Source organism: Bradyrhizobium sp. (genome assembly GCF_016213215.1).
Lineage (GTDB): Bacteria > Pseudomonadota > Alphaproteobacteria > Rhizobiales > Xanthobacteraceae > Bradyrhizobium.
In genome coordinates, this window is sequence record NZ_JACRAW010000053.1 from 1 (window position 1) to 15946 (window position 15946).

Here is a 15946-nt window from a genome sequence, read left to right on the forward strand (position 1 = left end):
CTCGACCGGCGCGTCGGCGAGGCCATCGACATCTACGTCAACAACCGGCTGGTCGCGCGCGGCGAGGTGGTACTGGTGGAAGACAAGCTCGGCGTCACCATGACGGAAATCATCAAGTCGGAACGCAGCTGAAATTCAAGGACAACGCGCCATGAACGCGAACGGACGCACAGGAGAGTGACATGAGGCTTCTCATCGTTGGCACATTGAAGGGCCAGCTCACAGCCGCCACCAAGATCGCGATGGAGAACGGTGCCACCGTGACCCATGCCGAGGATCTCGATCAGGCCATGCGGGTGCTGCGCGGCGGCAAGGGTGCCGACCTCCTGCTGGTCGACGTCGGACTCGACATTCGCGATCTGGTGCTAAGGCTCGAAGCGGAGCACATTTGCGTGCCGATCGTCGCCTGCGGCATCTCGAACGACGCCCGCGCCGCGGTCGCCGCCATCCATGCCGGCGCCAAGGAATACATTCCGCTACCGCCAGACCCGGAACTTATCGCCGCGGTGCTTGCCGCAGTCGCCAACGACTCGCGCGAGCTCGTCTATCGCGACGAGGCCATGGCCAAGGTGATCAAGCTCGCGCAACAGATCGCGGGCTCCGACGCCTCGGTGATGATCACCGGCGAGTCCGGAACCGGCAAGGAAGTGCTCGCACGCTACGTCCACATGCGCTCACCGCGCGCCAAGCGGCCGTTCATCTCGATCAACTGCGCCGCGATCCCCGAGCACCTCCTGGAATCAGAGTTGTTCGGCCACGAGAAGGGCGCGTTCACCGGCGCGGTGGCGCGCCGCATCGGCAAGTTCGAGGAAGCCAACGGCGGCACGCTTCTGCTCGACGAGATCTCCGAGATGGACGTCCGCCTGCAGTCCAAATTGCTGCGCGCCATCCAGGAGCGCGTGATCGACCGCGTCGGCGGCACGCGCCCGGTGCCGGTCGACATCCGCATCCTAGCCACCTCGAACCGCAACCTTGCCGATGCCGTGCGTGAAGGCACCTTCCGCGAGGACCTGCTGTTCCGCCTCAATGTCGTCAACCTGAAGATCCCGCCGCTGCGCGAGCGGCCTGCCGATATCCTCGAACTGGCCCAGCACTTTGCCAAAAAATATGCCGAGGCCAACGGCGTGCCGCTGCGGCCGATCTCCGCCGAGGCAAGGCGGGTACTGACCACCAATCGCTGGCCCGGCAACGTCCGTGAGCTCGAAAACACCATGCATCGCGCGGTGCTGATGGCCCAGGGCGACGAGATCGGACCGGAAGCGATCATCACCCCCGAGGGCGAGCGCCTCGATATCAACAAGACGCCGCCGGCGGTCGCACACGCAACGCAGGCCGCCGAGCAGGTCACCCGCGCGCTGGTCGGACGCACCGTCGCCGACGTCGAGCGCGACCTGATCCTGGAGACGCTGAAGCACTGCCTCGGCAACCGCACCCACGCCGCGAACATCATTGGCATTTCGATCCGCACGCTGCGCAACAAGCTGAACGAATATGCCGAGGGCGGGGTCCCGATCCCGCCGCCGTCGGGAGGCACTTCGGACTATCAGCGGATGGCGTCCTGACCAGCCACGTTACGATACTTCCAACCATGCCCGGCCTTGTGCCGGGCATTTTCGTTTGGAGCGAAGCGCGCGATGGCAAGCCCGGCCTTCACCGACTGAGCCGGATCACGAGTAATCCGGCGCGTCGGGATTGCGGAAAATACGGATGGGCTCACCGGGCACCAGATGCTGTCCGCTGAACATGGCGTAAGCGTAGAGCGCGAGGTAGGCGATCGCCAGCGCGCCGACGGCGTAAAACAGCCAGGTGGCAACGCGTTTCATGCTGCGGGCGCACGCGCAATCGTGACGTGAACGAGCTGATCCTTCATGCGCGCTTTCCTGAGGGCGGATCTGCCGCAAGATTTGCACGCTTTTAGGACGATCCTCGCGAAAAGACCAGCACGGGCAAGTCCGTCCGATCAGCCGTGATGACGTGACGCAGGATGTGATGGGAACCTCACGAATCGCCCCTTTCGTCCGCCCCGAGAAGGTGACGCAGGATCGAGCCTTCGAGCGCGGCGAAATCCGCCGATCCGCGCTGTCGCGGACGCGGCACATCGACCTCGATGTCCTGGGAAATGCGGCCGTCCTCGATGACGAGGACCCGATCGGCCAGCGCCACCGCTTCCGACACGTCGTGCGTCACCAGGATCGCGGTAAATCCCTCGTCGCGCCACACCCGCTCCAGCAGCCGCTGCATGGAGATGCGCGTCAAGGCATCGAGCGCCCCAAGCGGCTCGTCGAATGCCAGGATGCGGGGATTGCTCACTAGGGCTCGCGCCAGCGCGACACGCTGCTTCTGGCCGCCGGACAACACCGCCGGCCACTGGTTGCGCTTGTCTGCAAGGCCAACCTCGGACAACGCCGCTTCGGCTCTCGCGTCGGCATCCGGCAAATTGCGACTGCGGCCAAGACCGACCTCGACATTCGACAGCACCCGCGCCCACGGCAGCAGCCGCGGCTCCTGGAACATGACCCGCACATCCTCCAGCCGCGTCTCCTCCCCGAAGCTGATGCTGCCCGCATCGATCTTTTCCAGCCCCGCAATCAGGCGCAGCAGGGTGCTCTTGCCGCAGCCGCTGCGGCCGACAATGGCGACGAACTGGCCGGCGGGAACATGAACATCGATGCCCCGCAGCACCTCGTGATCGCCGAATGACTTGCGCAAGCCGCGAATGATCAGCGGAAGAGAGCGGCCGCGCCCTGCATCCGCCCGGTGCGGCAAGGGTGTCTCCTCGGCGACATCCGTGCGGTCGACGGGCTCGGCTAGCAGTTGCAGGGTTGCGAGCATGTCGACCTCAATGCTGCTGGAAAGCCGGATGCCAGGCGAGCGTCAGCCGCTCCAGCACGCGAGAGGCGCTGTCGGCCAATTTGCCGAGCAAGGCGTAGATCAGGATGCTGAGGACCACGATGTCGATCAGCATGAATTCCCGCGCCTGCATCGCCATGTAGCCAAGGCCCGAGGACGCGGCGATCGTCTCCGCGACGATCAGCGTCAGCCACATGATGCCGAGCGCGAAGCGGATGCCCACGAAGATCGACGGCAACGCGCCGGGAAGGATCACCCGCCGGAACAGTTCGCCGTCGCTCATGCCGTAGATGCGGCCCATCTCGATCAGCTGCGGGTCGACGGTGCGGATGCCGTGCAGCGTGTTGAGGTAGATCGGGAAGAAGACCCCGAGCGCGACCAGGAACAGCTTGGCGCTCTCGTCGATGCCGAACCACAGGATGACCAGCGGGATCAGTGCGAGATGCGGCACGTTGCGCACCATCTGCAACGTGGTGTCGGTCAAATTGCTGGAGAGCTGCGACAGGCCGTTGGCGAGCCCGAAAGCAAAGCCGATGCCGCCGCCGATCAGGAAGCCGCTGCTGGCACGCCAGAAGCTGACGCAGATGTTGCGGACGAGTTCGCCCGATATCAGCAGCTTCCATGCTGCGAGCAGGACGTCGCTCGGCGCCGGTAACACCCGCGCCGGCACGAGGCCGGTCACGCAGGCAAGCTGCCAGATCGCGATCATGAACAGTGGCACGACCCACTGGATCAACCCGTCCGCCCGCGGCAGGCGCACGCTGCGAGGACGCGGAAGACTTTCGATCAAGCTCATGCGTGTGATTCCTGTTTCTGAGGGCGGCGTTCGATGCCGATGGTCTCGCCGAACGGACCGTCATTCGCGCGAAGCGCGCGTGACGTTCCCGGGGCTCGCGTCAAGAGAGGACGGGTCGATGTCGGCGCCCCTCCCGTAGGAAGCGCCGACTGCGCCCGCGACAATGCTGACAGACAGCATGGCGGTTGCCATCCAACGTTGAACAAACCGCCTCATCTATTATCGCCTTGATCGGTCGCCTATTCCGCCGCTTCGCTGAGATCGAGCCGCGCTTTCGGGGCCTCGCCGCTCACGACCGAGACGCGATCGCCCCAGCGCTCTTCGGGATAATAGTCCCACACCGCATGATGCTGGCTCGCCCAGTTGTCCCACACCAGCAGCGAATTCGGCTGCCAGTGAACGCGAACCTGCAGCGCGAGCTGGCTCTCCACATGTCGGAACAGGAATTGGAGGATGGCGTCGCTTTCCCGCCGGGTCAGCTGCACGATATGTGTCGTGAACGAGGCATTCACGTAGAGGAATTTCCGTCCCGTGCGCGGGTGCGTGGCGACGACGGGATGTTCGGACTGCGGGTAGTTCTTGCCCGGATCTGGCTTGGCGCCATAGCCCGCGGTCCAGCCGAACGAGCCGTCATGGATCGCCGTTAACCCATCGAGGAGCTGCTTGAACGGATCCGAGAGGAATTCGTAGGCGAGGTACATGTTGGCGAAGGCTGTGTCACCGCCGAGCGGCGGCGTCTTGGTCACGTGCAGCAGCGAGTACGCAATCGGGCTCGGATCGCACGACACGTCCGGGTGCCAGCCGTCGCCAGGGGTGAAGCGGGAATCCTTGCCGGTCTTCCATGCCAGGAATTCCGGATCGAACGGCGTGTCATAGTGAAAGCGCGATGCGGCGAGCTCATGCCGGTGCAGCGACTTGCCGAAACGGCGGCCAAAGCGCTTCTGGTCCTCCGGCGAAAGCTTCTCCTGGTCACGGAAGATGACCGCGAGATTTTCGTCGACGGCGCGGCGGATTTCGGCGAACTGCTTGTCCGACAAGTCCTTCGATAAATCGACGCCTTTGATTTCCGCGCCTACCGTCGGCGACAGCTGCTTCAACTCCAAAGTCTCGTACGGCGCGCGCCGTTCGCTATTCCACTTCTCGATCGCGATCTTGTCGTTGAAGTCCTTGTAGAAGCTCATGGCTTGCTCCTTGGTTGGGATGGGGTTGATCAGGAGCCCGGCGTCCATTTCCAGACGATGTCGGAAACGTTGACGGGCTTGGGGATGAGTCCGAGTCGCGCATAGCGGTCGGCGACCGCCTGCTGGCTCTTGATGATCTGGTCGTCGACCGGCGCGATGCGGTAATTCGAACGTTCGACAAAGCGCCGGATCGCCTCGAAATCAACGCCCGTCGCCTCCGCCTGGGCCTTGGCGACTTCCTCATGATGGCTGTCGGCCCACACGCCCTCGGAGGCGAAGGCGGCGTTGAGCCTGGCCACCAGCGATGGATACTTCTCGACGAAATCCGAACCGGCGATATAGAAGGCATTCGGCTTGTGCACGTCCTTGTCGAAGGCGATCACGCGGGCGTGCTCCTTCAATTCGGCCAGCGCGAGATAGGGATCCCAGATCGACCAGGCGTCGACCGAGCCCTTGACGAAAGCCGCGGTGGCATCCGCCGGCGCGAGCGGCGCGGGGGTGATGTCGCTCCAGGCCACGCCGGCCTTCTCGAGCGCCGCGACCAGAAGATTGTGCGCGCTCGATCCCTTGCCGAAGGCGATGCGCTTGCCCTTGAGATCGGCCAGCGTCCTGATCGGCGAGTCCTTCGGCACGATGATGGCTTGCGTGTTGCCCTCAGACTTCACTGCGGCGACATAACGGATCTTGGCGCCGCCCGCCTGCGCGAAGATCGGCGGGGAATCGCCGACGAAGCCGAAATCGACGCTGCCGACGTTGATCGCTTCGAGCAGCGGCGGGCCGAACTGGAAGTCGATCCACCTGATCTCGATGCCGAACGGCTTGAACGCGTCCTCTACCGTATGACGCTGCCGCACCGCCGGGAAGAAGCCGCCCTTTTGTGTACCGATGCGGATTTCCTTGGGCTTGTCTTCGCCCAGCGCCGGCGACGTCATAAGCGCCGCGATCAGCAATGTTCCGCCGAGAATGGTTCGTCGTGTGATCATTGACCTTCCTATCCGGTACGATCAGAGCGCAGCCGCAAACAACGGCCGATTGAACGGACGACCTCGTCGGCGGAGCACAACTCTGGCCGCCTGCTCAGCATCGCGGGCGGAACGGAATTGCCGCCCTTCGAGGCCGTCGAAGGCGCGTTCGGAGGAGAAGAACCTGAATCCGCGCTCGTCCCTTGCGACGATGCCTGCGGTTCTGCTCTCGATTTCGATGATAAAGGCTTGAGACATGACTGCTCGTTCGCCGAAACGTCGGCGCCCCTGTCTGGTTTGCGATCTTGGTGGTCAGTACGCTGCGATCAGCGACAGGCTCCGGTCGCCGCAGCGACACAGCGACCGGTCATGCGCCTGCGCATTTCCCCAACCACTGGCCTATCATTCGTTCTCATGCGGCAACCCTTCGGCAACACAATCTGTGGAACCAATCATCTGATGGTCCCATGAATTGGTCAATGAAATGGGTCCCCAAATTTTGCATCGCAACGCATGTACGCTTCCATGCCGCGGATCGAAAACGAACGGAACAATCTCGCAAGCGATCGGGACCGCGACTCGCTCGCGGGAGGCTCGTGCATTCTCCGGTTTGCCTGCGTCCGTCGCACCAAATCCGGCGAGCACGGAGCCGAGACGATGCATCCGAAGATAAAACTTCCGACCGCGCGCGCAGGCGCAGATGCAATACGTCGGAAAGCGTTGAAATTCGAAACGCGTTTCTCGCCCGGCGCGGCGCAGCAAATCCTTTATCCATGTTGCGGAAGCAGTTCGGCACCGCGAATGCGACAACCACTCGGCTGCGGCGTAGTGTCCATCCTACGTTCCTTTGATCCAGATCAACGCGTCCGGAACCCACTGACTTAGCCTGATCACAGGTAACGGCCCGGACGCCGTCCAGATTTTCCCAATTTGCAGAGAGACCAGTCATGTCGACCGTTGGCGGCGACACGCGTGGACGTTTGCGCCGTCGGCGCATGGAAATCTTCGCGTTTCTGTTCTTGACGGCGGTGTTGATGCCGGCGCTCGCGGTCGCGACCGTCGGCAGCTACGGCCTTGCCGTGTGGGTCTACCAGATGATCGCCGGACCGCCAGGCCCGCCTCCGGCGCATTGAACGCTACGATGCGAGGATGACGACCATGGCTCAATCGCACACCGCCATCGACCGCCGGGCGCTGATCACCGGTCGCCTGCTCAATGCCGAACGCATCGTCGCTCCGCCGGGCGGCGAGATCGCGAGCATTCTCGTGCAGGCTCGCCCCGATCGGCTGCGCGAAGTCGAGGCCGCCATTACGACCTTGTCGGGCTGCGAAATCCACGGCCGCGACGCACGAGGCAAGCTCGTGGTCGTGGTCGATGCGCCCGATGCCGGCAGCCTGGGCACGACGCTCAACGACATTGCTCTGCTGCCGGACGTCTATTCCGCCTCGCTCGTCTTTCACGCCATCGAAGCCTAACGCCCATCCCTTTGCCCGCCGGGGAACCATGATGACCTCGCCCAAACTCGATCGCCGCCAGATGCTGAAGCTCGAGGCCGCCGCCATTGCGGCCGCGGCCGCCGGCATGCCGACGACCTCGCTCGCCGCCAACCTCGTCACCGAGCGCGAGGCGAGCGAACTCAAATGGGACAAGGCCGCCTGCCGTTTCTGCGGCACCGGCTGTTCCGTGATGGTCGCCACCAAGGACAACCGGGTGGTCGCGACCCATGGTGACATCAAGTCCGATGTCAATCGCGGCCTCAACTGCGTGAAGGGCTATTTCCTTTCCAAGATCATGTACGGCCACGACCGTCTGACGCATCCGATGCTGCGCAAGACCAACGGGAAGTACGACAAGAACGGCGAGTTCACCCCCGTGTCGTGGGACGAGGCCTTCGACATCATGGCGGAGAAATTCAGGGCCGCGCTGAAGAAGCGCGGGCCGAGCGGGGTCGGCATGTTCGGCTCCGGCCAGTGGACGATCTGGGAAGGCTATGCTGCCTCGAAATTGTTCAAGGCCGGCTTCCGCACCAACAATATCGATCCTAACGCGCGCCACTGCATGGCCTCCGCGGTGGCCGGCATGATGCGCACCTTCGGCATCGACGAGCCGCCGGGCTGCTATGACGACATCGAGGCGACCGATGCGTTCGTGCTGTGGGGCTCCAACATGGCGGAGATGCACCCGATCCTGTGGACGCGGGTGACCGACCGCCGCCTCTCCGCGCCGCATGTGCGCGTTGCCGTGCTCTCGACATTCGAGCACCGCTCGTTCGATCTTTCCGATATCGGCATGGTGTTCAAGCCGCAGACCGACCTTTACATCCTCAACGCCATCGCCAACCACATCATCAAGACCGGCCGCGCCAACAAGGATTTCGTCAGCCGGCACACCGTGTTCAAGCGCGGCCAGACCGACATCGGCTACGGGCTGCGCCCCGATCATCCGCTGCAGAAGAAGGCGACGGGCGCCGCGAAGGCCAATGACGCGGTCGACATCAGCTTCGAGGAGTACGCGAAGTTCGTTTCCGACTACACGCTGGAAAGGGCGGCGGAAATGTCCGGCGTGCCGCTCAACCGGCTGGAGGCGCTCGCCGAACTCTATGCCGATCCCAAGACCAAGGTGGTCAGCTTCTGGACCATGGGTTTCAACCAGCACACCCGCGGCGTCTGGTGCAACAACCTCGTCTACAATATCCATCTGCTGACCGGGAAAATCTGCGCCCCCGGCAACAGCCCGTTCTCGCTCACCGGCCAGCCTTCGGCCTGCGGCACCGCGCGGGAGGTCGGCACCTTCTCGCACCGCCTGCCGGCCGACATGGTGGTCACCAACAAGGCGCACCGCGACATCACCGAGAAGATCTGGAAACTGCCCGAGGGCACCATTCCCGACAAGCCCGGCTATCACGCCGTGCTGCAAAGCCGGATGCTGCGCGATGGGCTGCTCAACGCCTACTGGGTGCAGGTCAACAACAACCTGCAGGCGGGACCGAACGCCAATGAGGAAACCTATCCGGGCTTCCGCAACCCCGACAATTTCATCGTCGTCTCCGATGCGTATCCGTCGGTGACCGCGATCGCCGCCGACCTGATCCTGCCGACGGCGATGTGGGTCGAAAAGGAAGGCGCCTATGGCAATGCCGAGCGCCGCACCCAGTTCTGGCATCAGCTCGTCCCTGCACCGGGCGAATCGCGTTCCGACCTCTGGCAGGTGATGGAATTCTCCAAGCGCTTCAAGGTCGATGAAGTGTGGCCGGAGGAGCTGATCGCCAAAAAGCCGGAATATCGCGGCAAGACGCTGTTCGACGTGCTCTTCAAGAACGGCCAGGTCGACAAATTCCCGCTCTCCGAGATCGAGCCGGGCTACGCCAACGACGAATCCAAGGCGTTCGGCTTCTATGTGCACAAAGGCCTGTTCGAGGAATACGCCGCCTTCGGCCGCGGCCACGGCCATGACCTTGCGCCTTTCGAGACCTATCACCGCGAGCGCGGCCTGCGATGGCCGGTCGTCAACGGCCAGGAAACGAGATGGCGCTTCCGCGAAGGCAGCGATCCCTATGTGAAGCAGGGCACTGACGTCCAATTCTACGGTTTCCCCGACGGCAAAGCGCGCATTTTCGCCCTGCCCTATGAAGCAGCAGCGGAATCGCCGGATGCCGAATATCCGTTCTGGCTTTCGACCGGCCGCGTGCTGGAGCACTGGCATTCCGGCACCATGACGCGCCGCGTGCCCGAGCTGTACCGGGCGTTTCCGGAAGCCGTCTGCTTCATGCATCCGGACGACGCGCAGGAGGCGAAGCTCCGCCGCGGCGACGAGGTGAAGGTCGTGTCCCGCCGCGGCTTCATCCGCGTTCGCGTCGAGACGCGCGGCCGCGACCGGCCCCCGCGCGGCCTCGTCTTCGTGCCATGGTTCGACGAGTCCAAGATGATCAACAAGGTGACGCTCGACGCCACCGATCCGATCTCGCTGCAGACCGATTTCAAGAAGTGCGCCGTGCGCATCGAGCGGGTGTGAGCCATGATGAAACGATCCGTGATCTTCATGCTCGCGATTGCGCTGGCAGCCGGCGCCACCTCGCTCGGCGCGCAAACGCTTAATTCCGGCCTGCGCGGCCCGACCCCGCTCAATGACGAGGGGCCGGCGCCGCCGATGGCGCCGATGCGCAACACCTCGGAAAAGGAGGTGCGCAATTATCCCGAACAGCCGCCGGTGATCCCGCATTCCATCGAGGGCTACCAGGTCGACCTCCAGGGCAATAAATGCCTGTCCTGCCATGCCCGCGCGCGCGCGGCGGAATCGCGGGCGCCGATGGTTTCGATCACCCATTTCATGGATCGCGACGGCCAGTTCCTCGCCTCCGTATCGCCGCGGCGTTTCTTCTGCACCGAGTGCCACGTGCCCCAGAACGTCGCCAATCCGCCGATCAGCAACGACTTCATCGATATCGACACGCTGCTGTCCCGCGCCAGCCCGGGTGGTCGCCGATGAGCGCGGTCGATCCTGCCAAATCCGGCGGCGGCTTCTTCGCCAAGGTCTGGCGCTTCGTCCTCGAATTGGTGGACGTGCTGATCCGTCCGAGCTCCGTGTTCGGCCTCGGCGTTCTGGTGCTTGCGGGATTCATCGCCGGCGTCATCTTCTGGGGCGGCTTCAACACCGCGCTGGAAGTGACCAACACCGAGAAATTCTGCACCGGCTGTCACGAGATGCGCGACAACGTGTTTGCGGAGCTCAAATCGACCATCCATTTCAGCAACCGCTCCGGCGTGCGCGCGAGCTGCCCGGACTGCCACGTCCCGCACAACTGGACCGACAAGATCGCGCGCAAAATGCAGGCTTCCAAGGAAGTCTGGGGCCATCTGTTCGGCTCGCTCGATACCCGCGAAAAGTTCGTTGACCGCAGGCTGGAACTGGCGCTGCATGAATGGGGACGCCTGAAGGCCAACGACTCCCTCGAGTGCCGCAACTGCCACAGCGCTGAATCGATGGACATCACCAAGCAGTCGCCGCGGGCGGCGGTGGCGCACCAGCGCTACCTCTTCACCGGCGAAAGGACCTGCATCGACTGCCACAAGGGCATCGCCCACCACCTGCCCGACATGCGCGGCATTCCGGGCTGGCAGTAACGTCCGATCGCCCCGGTGCCAGCCTTGCGCCGGCGCCGTGAATGGTTAGTTTGGGAACGGCGAGTCGCGCTTTTCGCCTTTCGCCTTCCCAAAGACCCATGACGACCTTCACCCCGCATCAGGATGCCGCACTCAAGACCGTTGCCGACTGGCTCAAGGCCAGGCCGGGCCGAGGCGGCACCCCGCCGATCTTCCGCCTGTTCGGCTATGCCGGAACCGGCAAGACCACGCTGGCGCGGCATATCGCCGAGGGTGTCGAGGGCGAGGTCAAGTTCGCCGCGTTCACCGGCAAGGCCGCGCTGGTGATGCGCAACAAGGGTTGCGACGGCGCTTCCACCATTCATTCGCTGATCTATCGCGCACGCGAATCCGGCGAGGAGCAGCCGAGTTTCGAGCTGTGGGACGACGCGCCGGCGTCCAAGGCCAAGCTGATCGTGATCGACGAATGCTCGATGGTCGATGGTGATCTCGGCCGCGATTTGATGTCGTTCGACTGTCCGCTGCTCGTGCTCGGAGATCCCGCGCAGTTGCCGCCGATCCAGGGCGGCGGCTTCTTCACCAATTGCGAGCCCGACGCGATGCTGACCGAAGTGCATCGCCAGGCGCAGGACGATCCCATCGTACGAATGTCGATGGACATCCGCGAGGGCAAGGAACTCGACATCGGTCGTTACGGCGAGAGCGAGGTCGTCGCGCGAAAGGAGCTCGATCCCGATCGGGTCATGACGGCGGACCAGATCCTGGTCGGCCGCAACAACACGCGCCGCGCCTACAACATGCGGGTGCGCCAGCGCCAGAATATCGAGGATCCGTTTCCGGTTGCCGGCGACAAGCTGGTGTGCCTGCGCAACAACCGCAAGAAGGGCCTGTTCAACGGCGGGCTGTGGCGGGTGAAGTCGCGCAACACCTCGCGCTCGAAATCCAGGATTCTGGGCATGCGGCTGACGCCGGACGAGGATTTCGGCCACAAGGTCACCAAGGTCTCCATCCGCAGCGACTGCTTCGAGGGTGGCATCGAGGCGATCCCGTGGGAACAGCGCAAGCCCTACGACGAGTTCGACTATGGCTATGTGCTCACGGTGCACAAGTCGCAGGGCTCGCAATGGGACGACGTCGTCCTGTTCGACGAGAGCTTCGCGTTCCAGGACAGCCGCGCGCGCTGGCTCTACACCGGCATCACGCGCGCCGCCAAGCGGCTGACCGTGGTGGTGTAGCCCTCGTCCTGAGGAGCAGGCGCAGCCTGCGTCTCGAAGGACGATGACGCAACGAGGCCTCATGGTTCGAGACGCCGTTCCGCGCCTCCTCACCATGAGGGTCAGCAAGGCAACCCAGTTCACGAACTCGTGTCCGCGAGACGGTAACAGCCGCCGCGCAAGCTCGTATTTTGGTAGGCAAAAGCGCCAGGGGCGGTCGGTCGCTCGATGGCGATCGCAGTGAATTGTCGCCGCAGGCCCGCCGTGGCCCGAGGCGGAGCACTCCGGAGAGGATACGTCATGAGCCGAAATCTCAACCGCCTTGCGCTTTGTCTCGTCGCCGCCGCACTGGCGCTGGCCGCGCCCGCGCGGGCCGCGGAGGATCCGGTCGTCATTCCCGCCCCTGCGGTGAACGCGGCGCCGGCCGGCAACATCCAAACGGCGGTGCTCGCCGGCGGGTGCTTCTGGGGCGTGCAGGGCGTGTTTCAGCATACGGCGGGCGTCGTCAGCGCGGTCTCCGGCTATGCCGGCGGCAGCAAGGCGACCGCCGATTATCGCCAGGTCTCGAGCGGCATAACCGGACACGCGGAGTCTGTTGAGATCAAATACGATCCGAAGAAGATCTCCTACGGCAAGCTTCTCCAGATCTTCTTCTCGGTCGCGCATGATCCGACGCAGCTCAACCGGCAGGGACCGGACACTGGGACCCAGTATCGCTCGGCGATCTTCACCACCTCGGACGAGCAGAAGAAGGTGGCGGGGGCGTATATCGCCCAGCTCGACGCCGCAAAGGTGTACGGAAAGCCGATCGTCACCAAGGTCGGGCCGCTGGAGGCGTTCTATCCGGCAGAAGGCTATCACCAGGACTATATGACGCTGCACCCGACGCAGCCCTATATCGCCTTCAACGACATTCCCAAGGTCGAGAACCTGAAAAGGCTGTTCGCCGACAACTACATCGATAAGCCGACGCTGGTGAACGCCGGCAAGGTCACCAACTGAATGGTCGCGGGAGACTTCATGTCCGACACCAAGACGACAGGCAAAGTCATCAAGAGCGAAGCCGAGTGGCGCAGCGAATTGACGCCGATGCAATATGCGGTGCTGCGCGAGAAGGCCACCGAGCGGCCCTTTTCCGGCGAGTATGAGCATGAGCACCGCCCGGGCACCTATGTCTGCGCGGGCTGCGGCAACGTGCTGTTCGATTCCGACGCCAAGTTCGATTCCGGCTGCGGGTGGCCGAGCTTCACTCAGCCGGCGGTGGAGAGCCACATCGACGAGGAGACCGATGTCAGCCACGGCATGGTGCGCACCGAGGTGCTGTGCGCCAAGTGCGCGGGCCATCTCGGTCATGTCTTCACCGATGGGCCGGCTCCGACCGGATTGCGGTATTGCATCAATTCTGCGGCGCTGAAGCTGAAGTCCAAGTGACCTGAGCCCATCTGATCCGAGCCGGGGTATTGCGGGTTCCATCGTGGAACCCGTGGCCGGGATGTGCTTTCCTGCTCGCCAAGATGGCAGCCCTCCAGGGCTGAAGGGAGAGCATCATGTCCCTCGGAACGATCCTCATCATCCTGGTGATCCTCTACCTGATGGGCGGTTTGAGCGGCCGTTTCGGCGGCTACGGCTACGGGCTCGGGCATCCCGGCATGGGGATCGGCGGAGTCGTGCTTGTGGTGTTGATCGTGCTGATTTTGCTCGGCAAGCTATGAACCTGCTAAGTCTTTGAAATAAATGCGTTTAATTCATGTTTCGCGAGCCGGCGGAGGATTCATCATGTGGTCCGCCCGGGGGTCGCAATTCCGTCAAATGGGCCTATATTAAAGAGCGGAAATGACATGCACGGCTGGCCGCTGGTCGCGGCTACTCCGTCCTCCAGAACCTGCGTTTGCACACAGAACGATAAGAGTCTTCGAACATGCGTCCTATGCGTCAGTTCAACTTCAACTCCGCCGCCGAGCTTTTTCCCGCTGCGATCCGCAAGAAGAAGCGGGCTGGCTTCACTTACCGGCGGTTCGGTACCGCCGCGGAGGCCGTGCGCTTCGCCATCGAGGAGTTGCCGGCGGACTCGCTGAACGGCGCCTACCTGCAGGTCGACGAGGCCCGCTTTGACCAGCGCGGCATCCGTTCCCTGTACGAGAGCGAGGCGTTTCCACTGCCGCGCCGTGGCAAGGCGGCCCAGCCCGATGCCGCCGGCAACGCCGACGCCGCATAACCCGCTTCAACTTTCCTCATCTATCGGAGCGCGACCGCCTACGGCGTCGCGCTCTTCGCGTTAGATGGTGGCGGCACGCTCCACTTCGCCTCTCCCCGGGAAAAGGTGACGCTTGCGATGCCGCACGGTGCGATTGATCTGCAGCCCGAGCCTACCTCTCTTGCTTGTCCAGCCAGCGCTGCAGCAGGCGAACGTTGCGGACGTTGGCGCGGAACATGACGTCGAAGGCATCGCCCGCGAAGGGCACCAAGCCGACCACCCCGTCGACCGCGACATTGCCCAGCATCCGCGCCGTCACGTGCCACGGCGCGCCGAGCGCGCGCGCCTCGCGCACCAGCCACAGCGAGATCGCGGTGGTGATGACGTCGCCGACGACCGGGATGAGGCCGATCAACCCGTCGATGCCGTAGCGGATGTTAGTGCCGGGCACGACGAAGGCGATGTCGAGCAGCCGCGCGATCACCTCGATCCGCGCCAACCGCTGCTCCCGCGTCAGATTGCCGAACGGGTTGGCGCTGGAGAACTCGAAGCTGAATTCGCGAAAGCCCTCTTCCAGCGATTCAGGCGGGATCTCCCGGCCTTCCTGGTCGATGATGGGACCGTGCGCTTCTGGCCGCGTGAAGGTCGCGCGCGAAGTGCCGGGACGGGACCGGCTGCGCGATGCGATGTCATCATTCGGCATGATCATGACCTGAACAAAACGCGCCAGTCGCGACCCGGTTGCCTGTCCGCGGCGGCCGCGGCAATTCGGCGCTTCGAAGCGGAAGGCTGCGCCGCTCTCACGTCGAGGACGCGACAGGCTGGCCCTCCTCGACATATTTATGCACGAGCCACGACGCGATCACGGCCGGCACGAACCCGACCAGACCGTACATGAGGAACTGCACCAGGCCGGCTTCCGCACCGCGCGAGGCATAGGTCAGCGCGGCGGCGAAGAAGGCGATAAGCCCGACCAGCAGCATGCGCAGCACGGGGCCGATCTTCTTCACGTTGCACAGGATGTCATCGACTGCGCCAAACATCAGCGCCGGCATGAAGCCAAACAAATAGGCGAATTGCAGGGTCTTGAAGAACACGGCGAAGAGTTTCGCGACCTCGGCGGCATTGGTCTCCGCCCAATAGCCAGACTGGTACGTGGTGGCCAGCAACAGCAGGAAACCGCCGATGAACGGCACCACCAACGCAAAGACCAGATAGCGCTTCATGAAACCCCTCGCTCCTGTGCTGCACTATATAGCAGCCCGGCGCAGCGCTTGAACAGCTTTCCATGCAAGATTCACCGCCACCGCGGCAGGACGCGGATGCCTGGTCAGCCAGGTCAAGGCCGCATGACGAGTGTGAATGTGGCGCGCTCATCCATCCCACCTCGTCCTTGCGAGTTGCTTCGTCGCTACCGCTCCTCGCAATGACGCCAGAGGCACGACTCCGCATTCTCGCGACGCGATGCGCCCGAGCTTTGCGTGATCTCCACACCCTCTTTCAAACAGTCTTTCAAACAGAGGGCGCAGGGAAGACCGGGTGCCGGCTGGCACCCGTGGCCCGCTGTGCGCAGGCTCTGCGCAAACTGCACAGCGGGAAAACCACAGGGCAGCCGAGACAACCCGGCCTTCCCTGCGCAGTGGTTTGAC

At 63.7% G+C, this 15946-nt stretch carries 20 protein-coding genes; 12 read left to right on the forward strand and 8 right to left on the reverse strand.

Features of this window, described 5'->3' with window-relative positions:
- A partial coding sequence (locus HY852_RS09830) for a FliM/FliN family flagellar motor switch protein (protein ID WP_291604408.1) occupies positions 1-132 on the forward strand: 132 nt, incomplete at its 5' end.
- 50 nt (positions 133-182) lie between these two features.
- A complete protein-coding gene (locus HY852_RS09835) occupies positions 183-1562 on the forward strand; it encodes a sigma-54-dependent Fis family transcriptional regulator (protein ID WP_291604389.1) in 1380 nt (459 codons plus the stop codon).
- 105 nt (positions 1563-1667) lie between these two features.
- On the opposite strand, the gene HY852_RS09840 is transcribed toward HY852_RS09835, so the two are convergent.
- The 6 genes from HY852_RS09840 to HY852_RS09865 all read right to left on the reverse strand — a co-directional run bounded on the left by HY852_RS09840 (position 1668) and on the right by HY852_RS09865 (position 6047).
- Positions 1668-1823 (reverse strand): hypothetical protein, encoded by a 156-nt coding sequence (locus tag HY852_RS09840; RefSeq protein ID WP_291604390.1) that lies wholly within the window; start codon positions 1821-1823, stop codon positions 1668-1670.
- Between the two features lie 175 nt (positions 1824-1998).
- Positions 1999-2832: an ATP-binding cassette domain-containing protein gene (locus HY852_RS09845; RefSeq protein ID WP_291604391.1), complete on the reverse strand. Its 834-nt coding sequence runs from the start codon at positions 2830-2832 to the stop codon at positions 1999-2001.
- A 7-nt stretch (positions 2833-2839) separates the two neighbouring features.
- Positions 2840-3646 (reverse strand): ABC transporter permease subunit, encoded by an 807-nt coding sequence (locus HY852_RS09850; protein ID WP_291604392.1) that lies wholly within the window; start codon positions 3644-3646, stop codon positions 2840-2842.
- A 239-nt stretch (positions 3647-3885) separates the two neighbouring features.
- The gene (locus HY852_RS09855; protein WP_291604393.1) at positions 3886-4827 is read right to left on the reverse strand and encodes a TauD/TfdA family dioxygenase; all 942 of its coding nucleotides are present in this window, start codon (positions 4825-4827) and stop codon (positions 3886-3888) included.
- Positions 4828-4856: 29 nt separating this feature from the next.
- A complete protein-coding gene (locus HY852_RS09860; RefSeq protein ID WP_291604394.1) occupies positions 4857-5810 on the reverse strand; it encodes an aliphatic sulfonate ABC transporter substrate-binding protein in 954 nt (317 codons plus the stop codon).
- A gap of 21 nt (positions 5811-5831) precedes the next feature.
- Complete coding sequence (locus tag HY852_RS09865; protein ID WP_291604395.1) at positions 5832-6047, reverse strand: hypothetical protein; 216 nt, start codon at positions 6045-6047, stop codon at positions 5832-5834.
- Between the two features lie 689 nt (positions 6048-6736).
- On the opposite strand from HY852_RS09865, the gene napE reads away from it, so the two are divergent.
- From napE to HY852_RS09915, 10 genes are all read left to right on the forward strand, one after another.
- On the forward strand, positions 6737-6922 hold the full coding sequence (gene napE, locus HY852_RS09870; protein ID WP_291604396.1) for a periplasmic nitrate reductase, NapE protein: 186 nt from the start codon (positions 6737-6739) through the stop codon (positions 6920-6922).
- 25 nt (positions 6923-6947) lie between these two features.
- The gene (locus HY852_RS09875; RefSeq protein WP_291604397.1) at positions 6948-7265 is read left to right on the forward strand and encodes a chaperone NapD; all 318 of its coding nucleotides are present in this window, start codon (positions 6948-6950) and stop codon (positions 7263-7265) included.
- 31 nt (positions 7266-7296) lie between these two features.
- On the forward strand, positions 7297-9801 hold the full coding sequence (napA, locus tag HY852_RS09880; RefSeq protein WP_291604398.1) for a nitrate reductase catalytic subunit NapA: 2505 nt from the start codon (positions 7297-7299) through the stop codon (positions 9799-9801).
- Positions 9802-9804: 3 nt separating this feature from the next.
- Complete coding sequence (locus tag HY852_RS09885) at positions 9805-10275, forward strand: nitrate reductase cytochrome c-type subunit (RefSeq protein WP_291604399.1); 471 nt, start codon at positions 9805-9807, stop codon at positions 10273-10275.
- A complete protein-coding gene (locus HY852_RS09890) occupies positions 10272-10910 on the forward strand; it encodes a NapC/NirT family cytochrome c (RefSeq protein ID WP_291604400.1) in 639 nt (212 codons plus the stop codon). Before HY852_RS09885 ends, HY852_RS09890 begins: the two co-directional genes overlap by 4 nt.
- 98 nt (positions 10911-11008) lie before the next feature.
- Positions 11009-12124: an ATP-dependent RecD-like DNA helicase gene (locus HY852_RS09895; protein WP_291604401.1), complete on the forward strand. Its 1116-nt coding sequence runs from the start codon at positions 11009-11011 to the stop codon at positions 12122-12124.
- Positions 12125-12403: 279 nt separating this feature from the next.
- On the forward strand, positions 12404-13105 hold the full coding sequence (gene msrA / locus HY852_RS09900; protein ID WP_291604402.1) for a peptide-methionine (S)-S-oxide reductase MsrA: 702 nt from the start codon (positions 12404-12406) through the stop codon (positions 13103-13105).
- An 18-nt stretch (positions 13106-13123) separates the two neighbouring features.
- On the forward strand, positions 13124-13534 hold the full coding sequence (gene msrB / locus HY852_RS09905; protein WP_291604403.1) for a peptide-methionine (R)-S-oxide reductase MsrB: 411 nt from the start codon (positions 13124-13126) through the stop codon (positions 13532-13534).
- A 116-nt stretch (positions 13535-13650) separates the two neighbouring features.
- Positions 13651-13815: a DUF3309 family protein gene (locus HY852_RS09910; RefSeq protein ID WP_291604404.1), complete on the forward strand. Its 165-nt coding sequence runs from the start codon at positions 13651-13653 to the stop codon at positions 13813-13815.
- 206 nt (positions 13816-14021) lie between these two features.
- Positions 14022-14318 carry a hypothetical protein gene (locus HY852_RS09915; protein ID WP_291604405.1) on the forward strand — a complete coding sequence of 99 codons (297 nt, stop codon included), beginning with the start codon at positions 14022-14024 and terminating at the stop codon, positions 14316-14318.
- A gap of 151 nt (positions 14319-14469) precedes the next feature.
- Here HY852_RS09915 and HY852_RS09920 read toward each other — a convergent pair whose 3' ends face one another.
- Together HY852_RS09920 and HY852_RS09925 are read right to left on the reverse strand one after the other, a co-directional pair.
- Positions 14470-15006 (reverse strand): DUF4112 domain-containing protein, encoded by a 537-nt coding sequence (locus HY852_RS09920; RefSeq protein WP_291604406.1) that lies wholly within the window; start codon positions 15004-15006, stop codon positions 14470-14472.
- A gap of 91 nt (positions 15007-15097) precedes the next feature.
- A complete protein-coding gene (locus tag HY852_RS09925; protein WP_291604407.1) occupies positions 15098-15523 on the reverse strand; it encodes a DUF5413 family protein in 426 nt (141 codons plus the stop codon).
- Between the last annotated feature and the right edge of the window lie 423 nt (positions 15524-15946).

Excerpts from the sequence above, each read along its gene's own strand:
- HY852_RS09835 (WP_291604389.1), top strand. The coding sequence starts at position 183 with ATGAGGCTTCTCATCGTTGGCACATTGAAGGGCCAGCTCACAGCCGCC.
- HY852_RS09840 (WP_291604390.1), bottom strand. The coding sequence starts at position 1,823 with ATGAAACGCGTTGCCACCTGGCTGTTTTACGCCGTCGGCGCGCTGGCG.
- HY852_RS09845 (WP_291604391.1), bottom strand. The coding sequence starts at position 2,832 with ATGCTCGCAACCCTGCAACTGCTAGCCGAGCCCGTCGACCGCACGGAT.
- HY852_RS09850 (WP_291604392.1), bottom strand. The coding sequence starts at position 3,646 with ATGAGCTTGATCGAAAGTCTTCCGCGTCCTCGCAGCGTGCGCCTGCCG.
- HY852_RS09855 (WP_291604393.1), bottom strand. The coding sequence starts at position 4,827 with ATGAGCTTCTACAAGGACTTCAACGACAAGATCGCGATCGAGAAGTGG.
- HY852_RS09860 (WP_291604394.1), bottom strand. The coding sequence starts at position 5,810 with ATGATCACACGACGAACCATTCTCGGCGGAACATTGCTGATCGCGGCG.
- HY852_RS09865 (WP_291604395.1), bottom strand. The coding sequence starts at position 6,047 with ATGTCTCAAGCCTTTATCATCGAAATCGAGAGCAGAACCGCAGGCATC.
- napE (WP_291604396.1), top strand. The coding sequence starts at position 6,737 with ATGTCGACCGTTGGCGGCGACACGCGTGGACGTTTGCGCCGTCGGCGC.
- HY852_RS09875 (WP_291604397.1), top strand. The coding sequence starts at position 6,948 with ATGGCTCAATCGCACACCGCCATCGACCGCCGGGCGCTGATCACCGGT.
- napA (WP_291604398.1), top strand. The coding sequence starts at position 7,297 with ATGACCTCGCCCAAACTCGATCGCCGCCAGATGCTGAAGCTCGAGGCC.
- HY852_RS09885 (WP_291604399.1), top strand. The coding sequence starts at position 9,805 with ATGATGAAACGATCCGTGATCTTCATGCTCGCGATTGCGCTGGCAGCC.
- HY852_RS09890 (WP_291604400.1), top strand. The coding sequence starts at position 10,272 with ATGAGCGCGGTCGATCCTGCCAAATCCGGCGGCGGCTTCTTCGCCAAG.
- HY852_RS09895 (WP_291604401.1), top strand. The coding sequence starts at position 11,009 with ATGACGACCTTCACCCCGCATCAGGATGCCGCACTCAAGACCGTTGCC.
- msrA (WP_291604402.1), top strand. The coding sequence starts at position 12,404 with ATGAGCCGAAATCTCAACCGCCTTGCGCTTTGTCTCGTCGCCGCCGCA.
- msrB (WP_291604403.1), top strand. The coding sequence starts at position 13,124 with ATGTCCGACACCAAGACGACAGGCAAAGTCATCAAGAGCGAAGCCGAG.
- HY852_RS09910 (WP_291604404.1), top strand. The coding sequence starts at position 13,651 with ATGTCCCTCGGAACGATCCTCATCATCCTGGTGATCCTCTACCTGATG.
- HY852_RS09915 (WP_291604405.1), top strand. The coding sequence starts at position 14,022 with ATGCGTCCTATGCGTCAGTTCAACTTCAACTCCGCCGCCGAGCTTTTT.
- HY852_RS09920 (WP_291604406.1), bottom strand. The coding sequence starts at position 15,006 with ATGATCATGCCGAATGATGACATCGCATCGCGCAGCCGGTCCCGTCCC.
- HY852_RS09925 (WP_291604407.1), bottom strand. The coding sequence starts at position 15,523 with ATGAAGCGCTATCTGGTCTTTGCGTTGGTGGTGCCGTTCATCGGCGGT.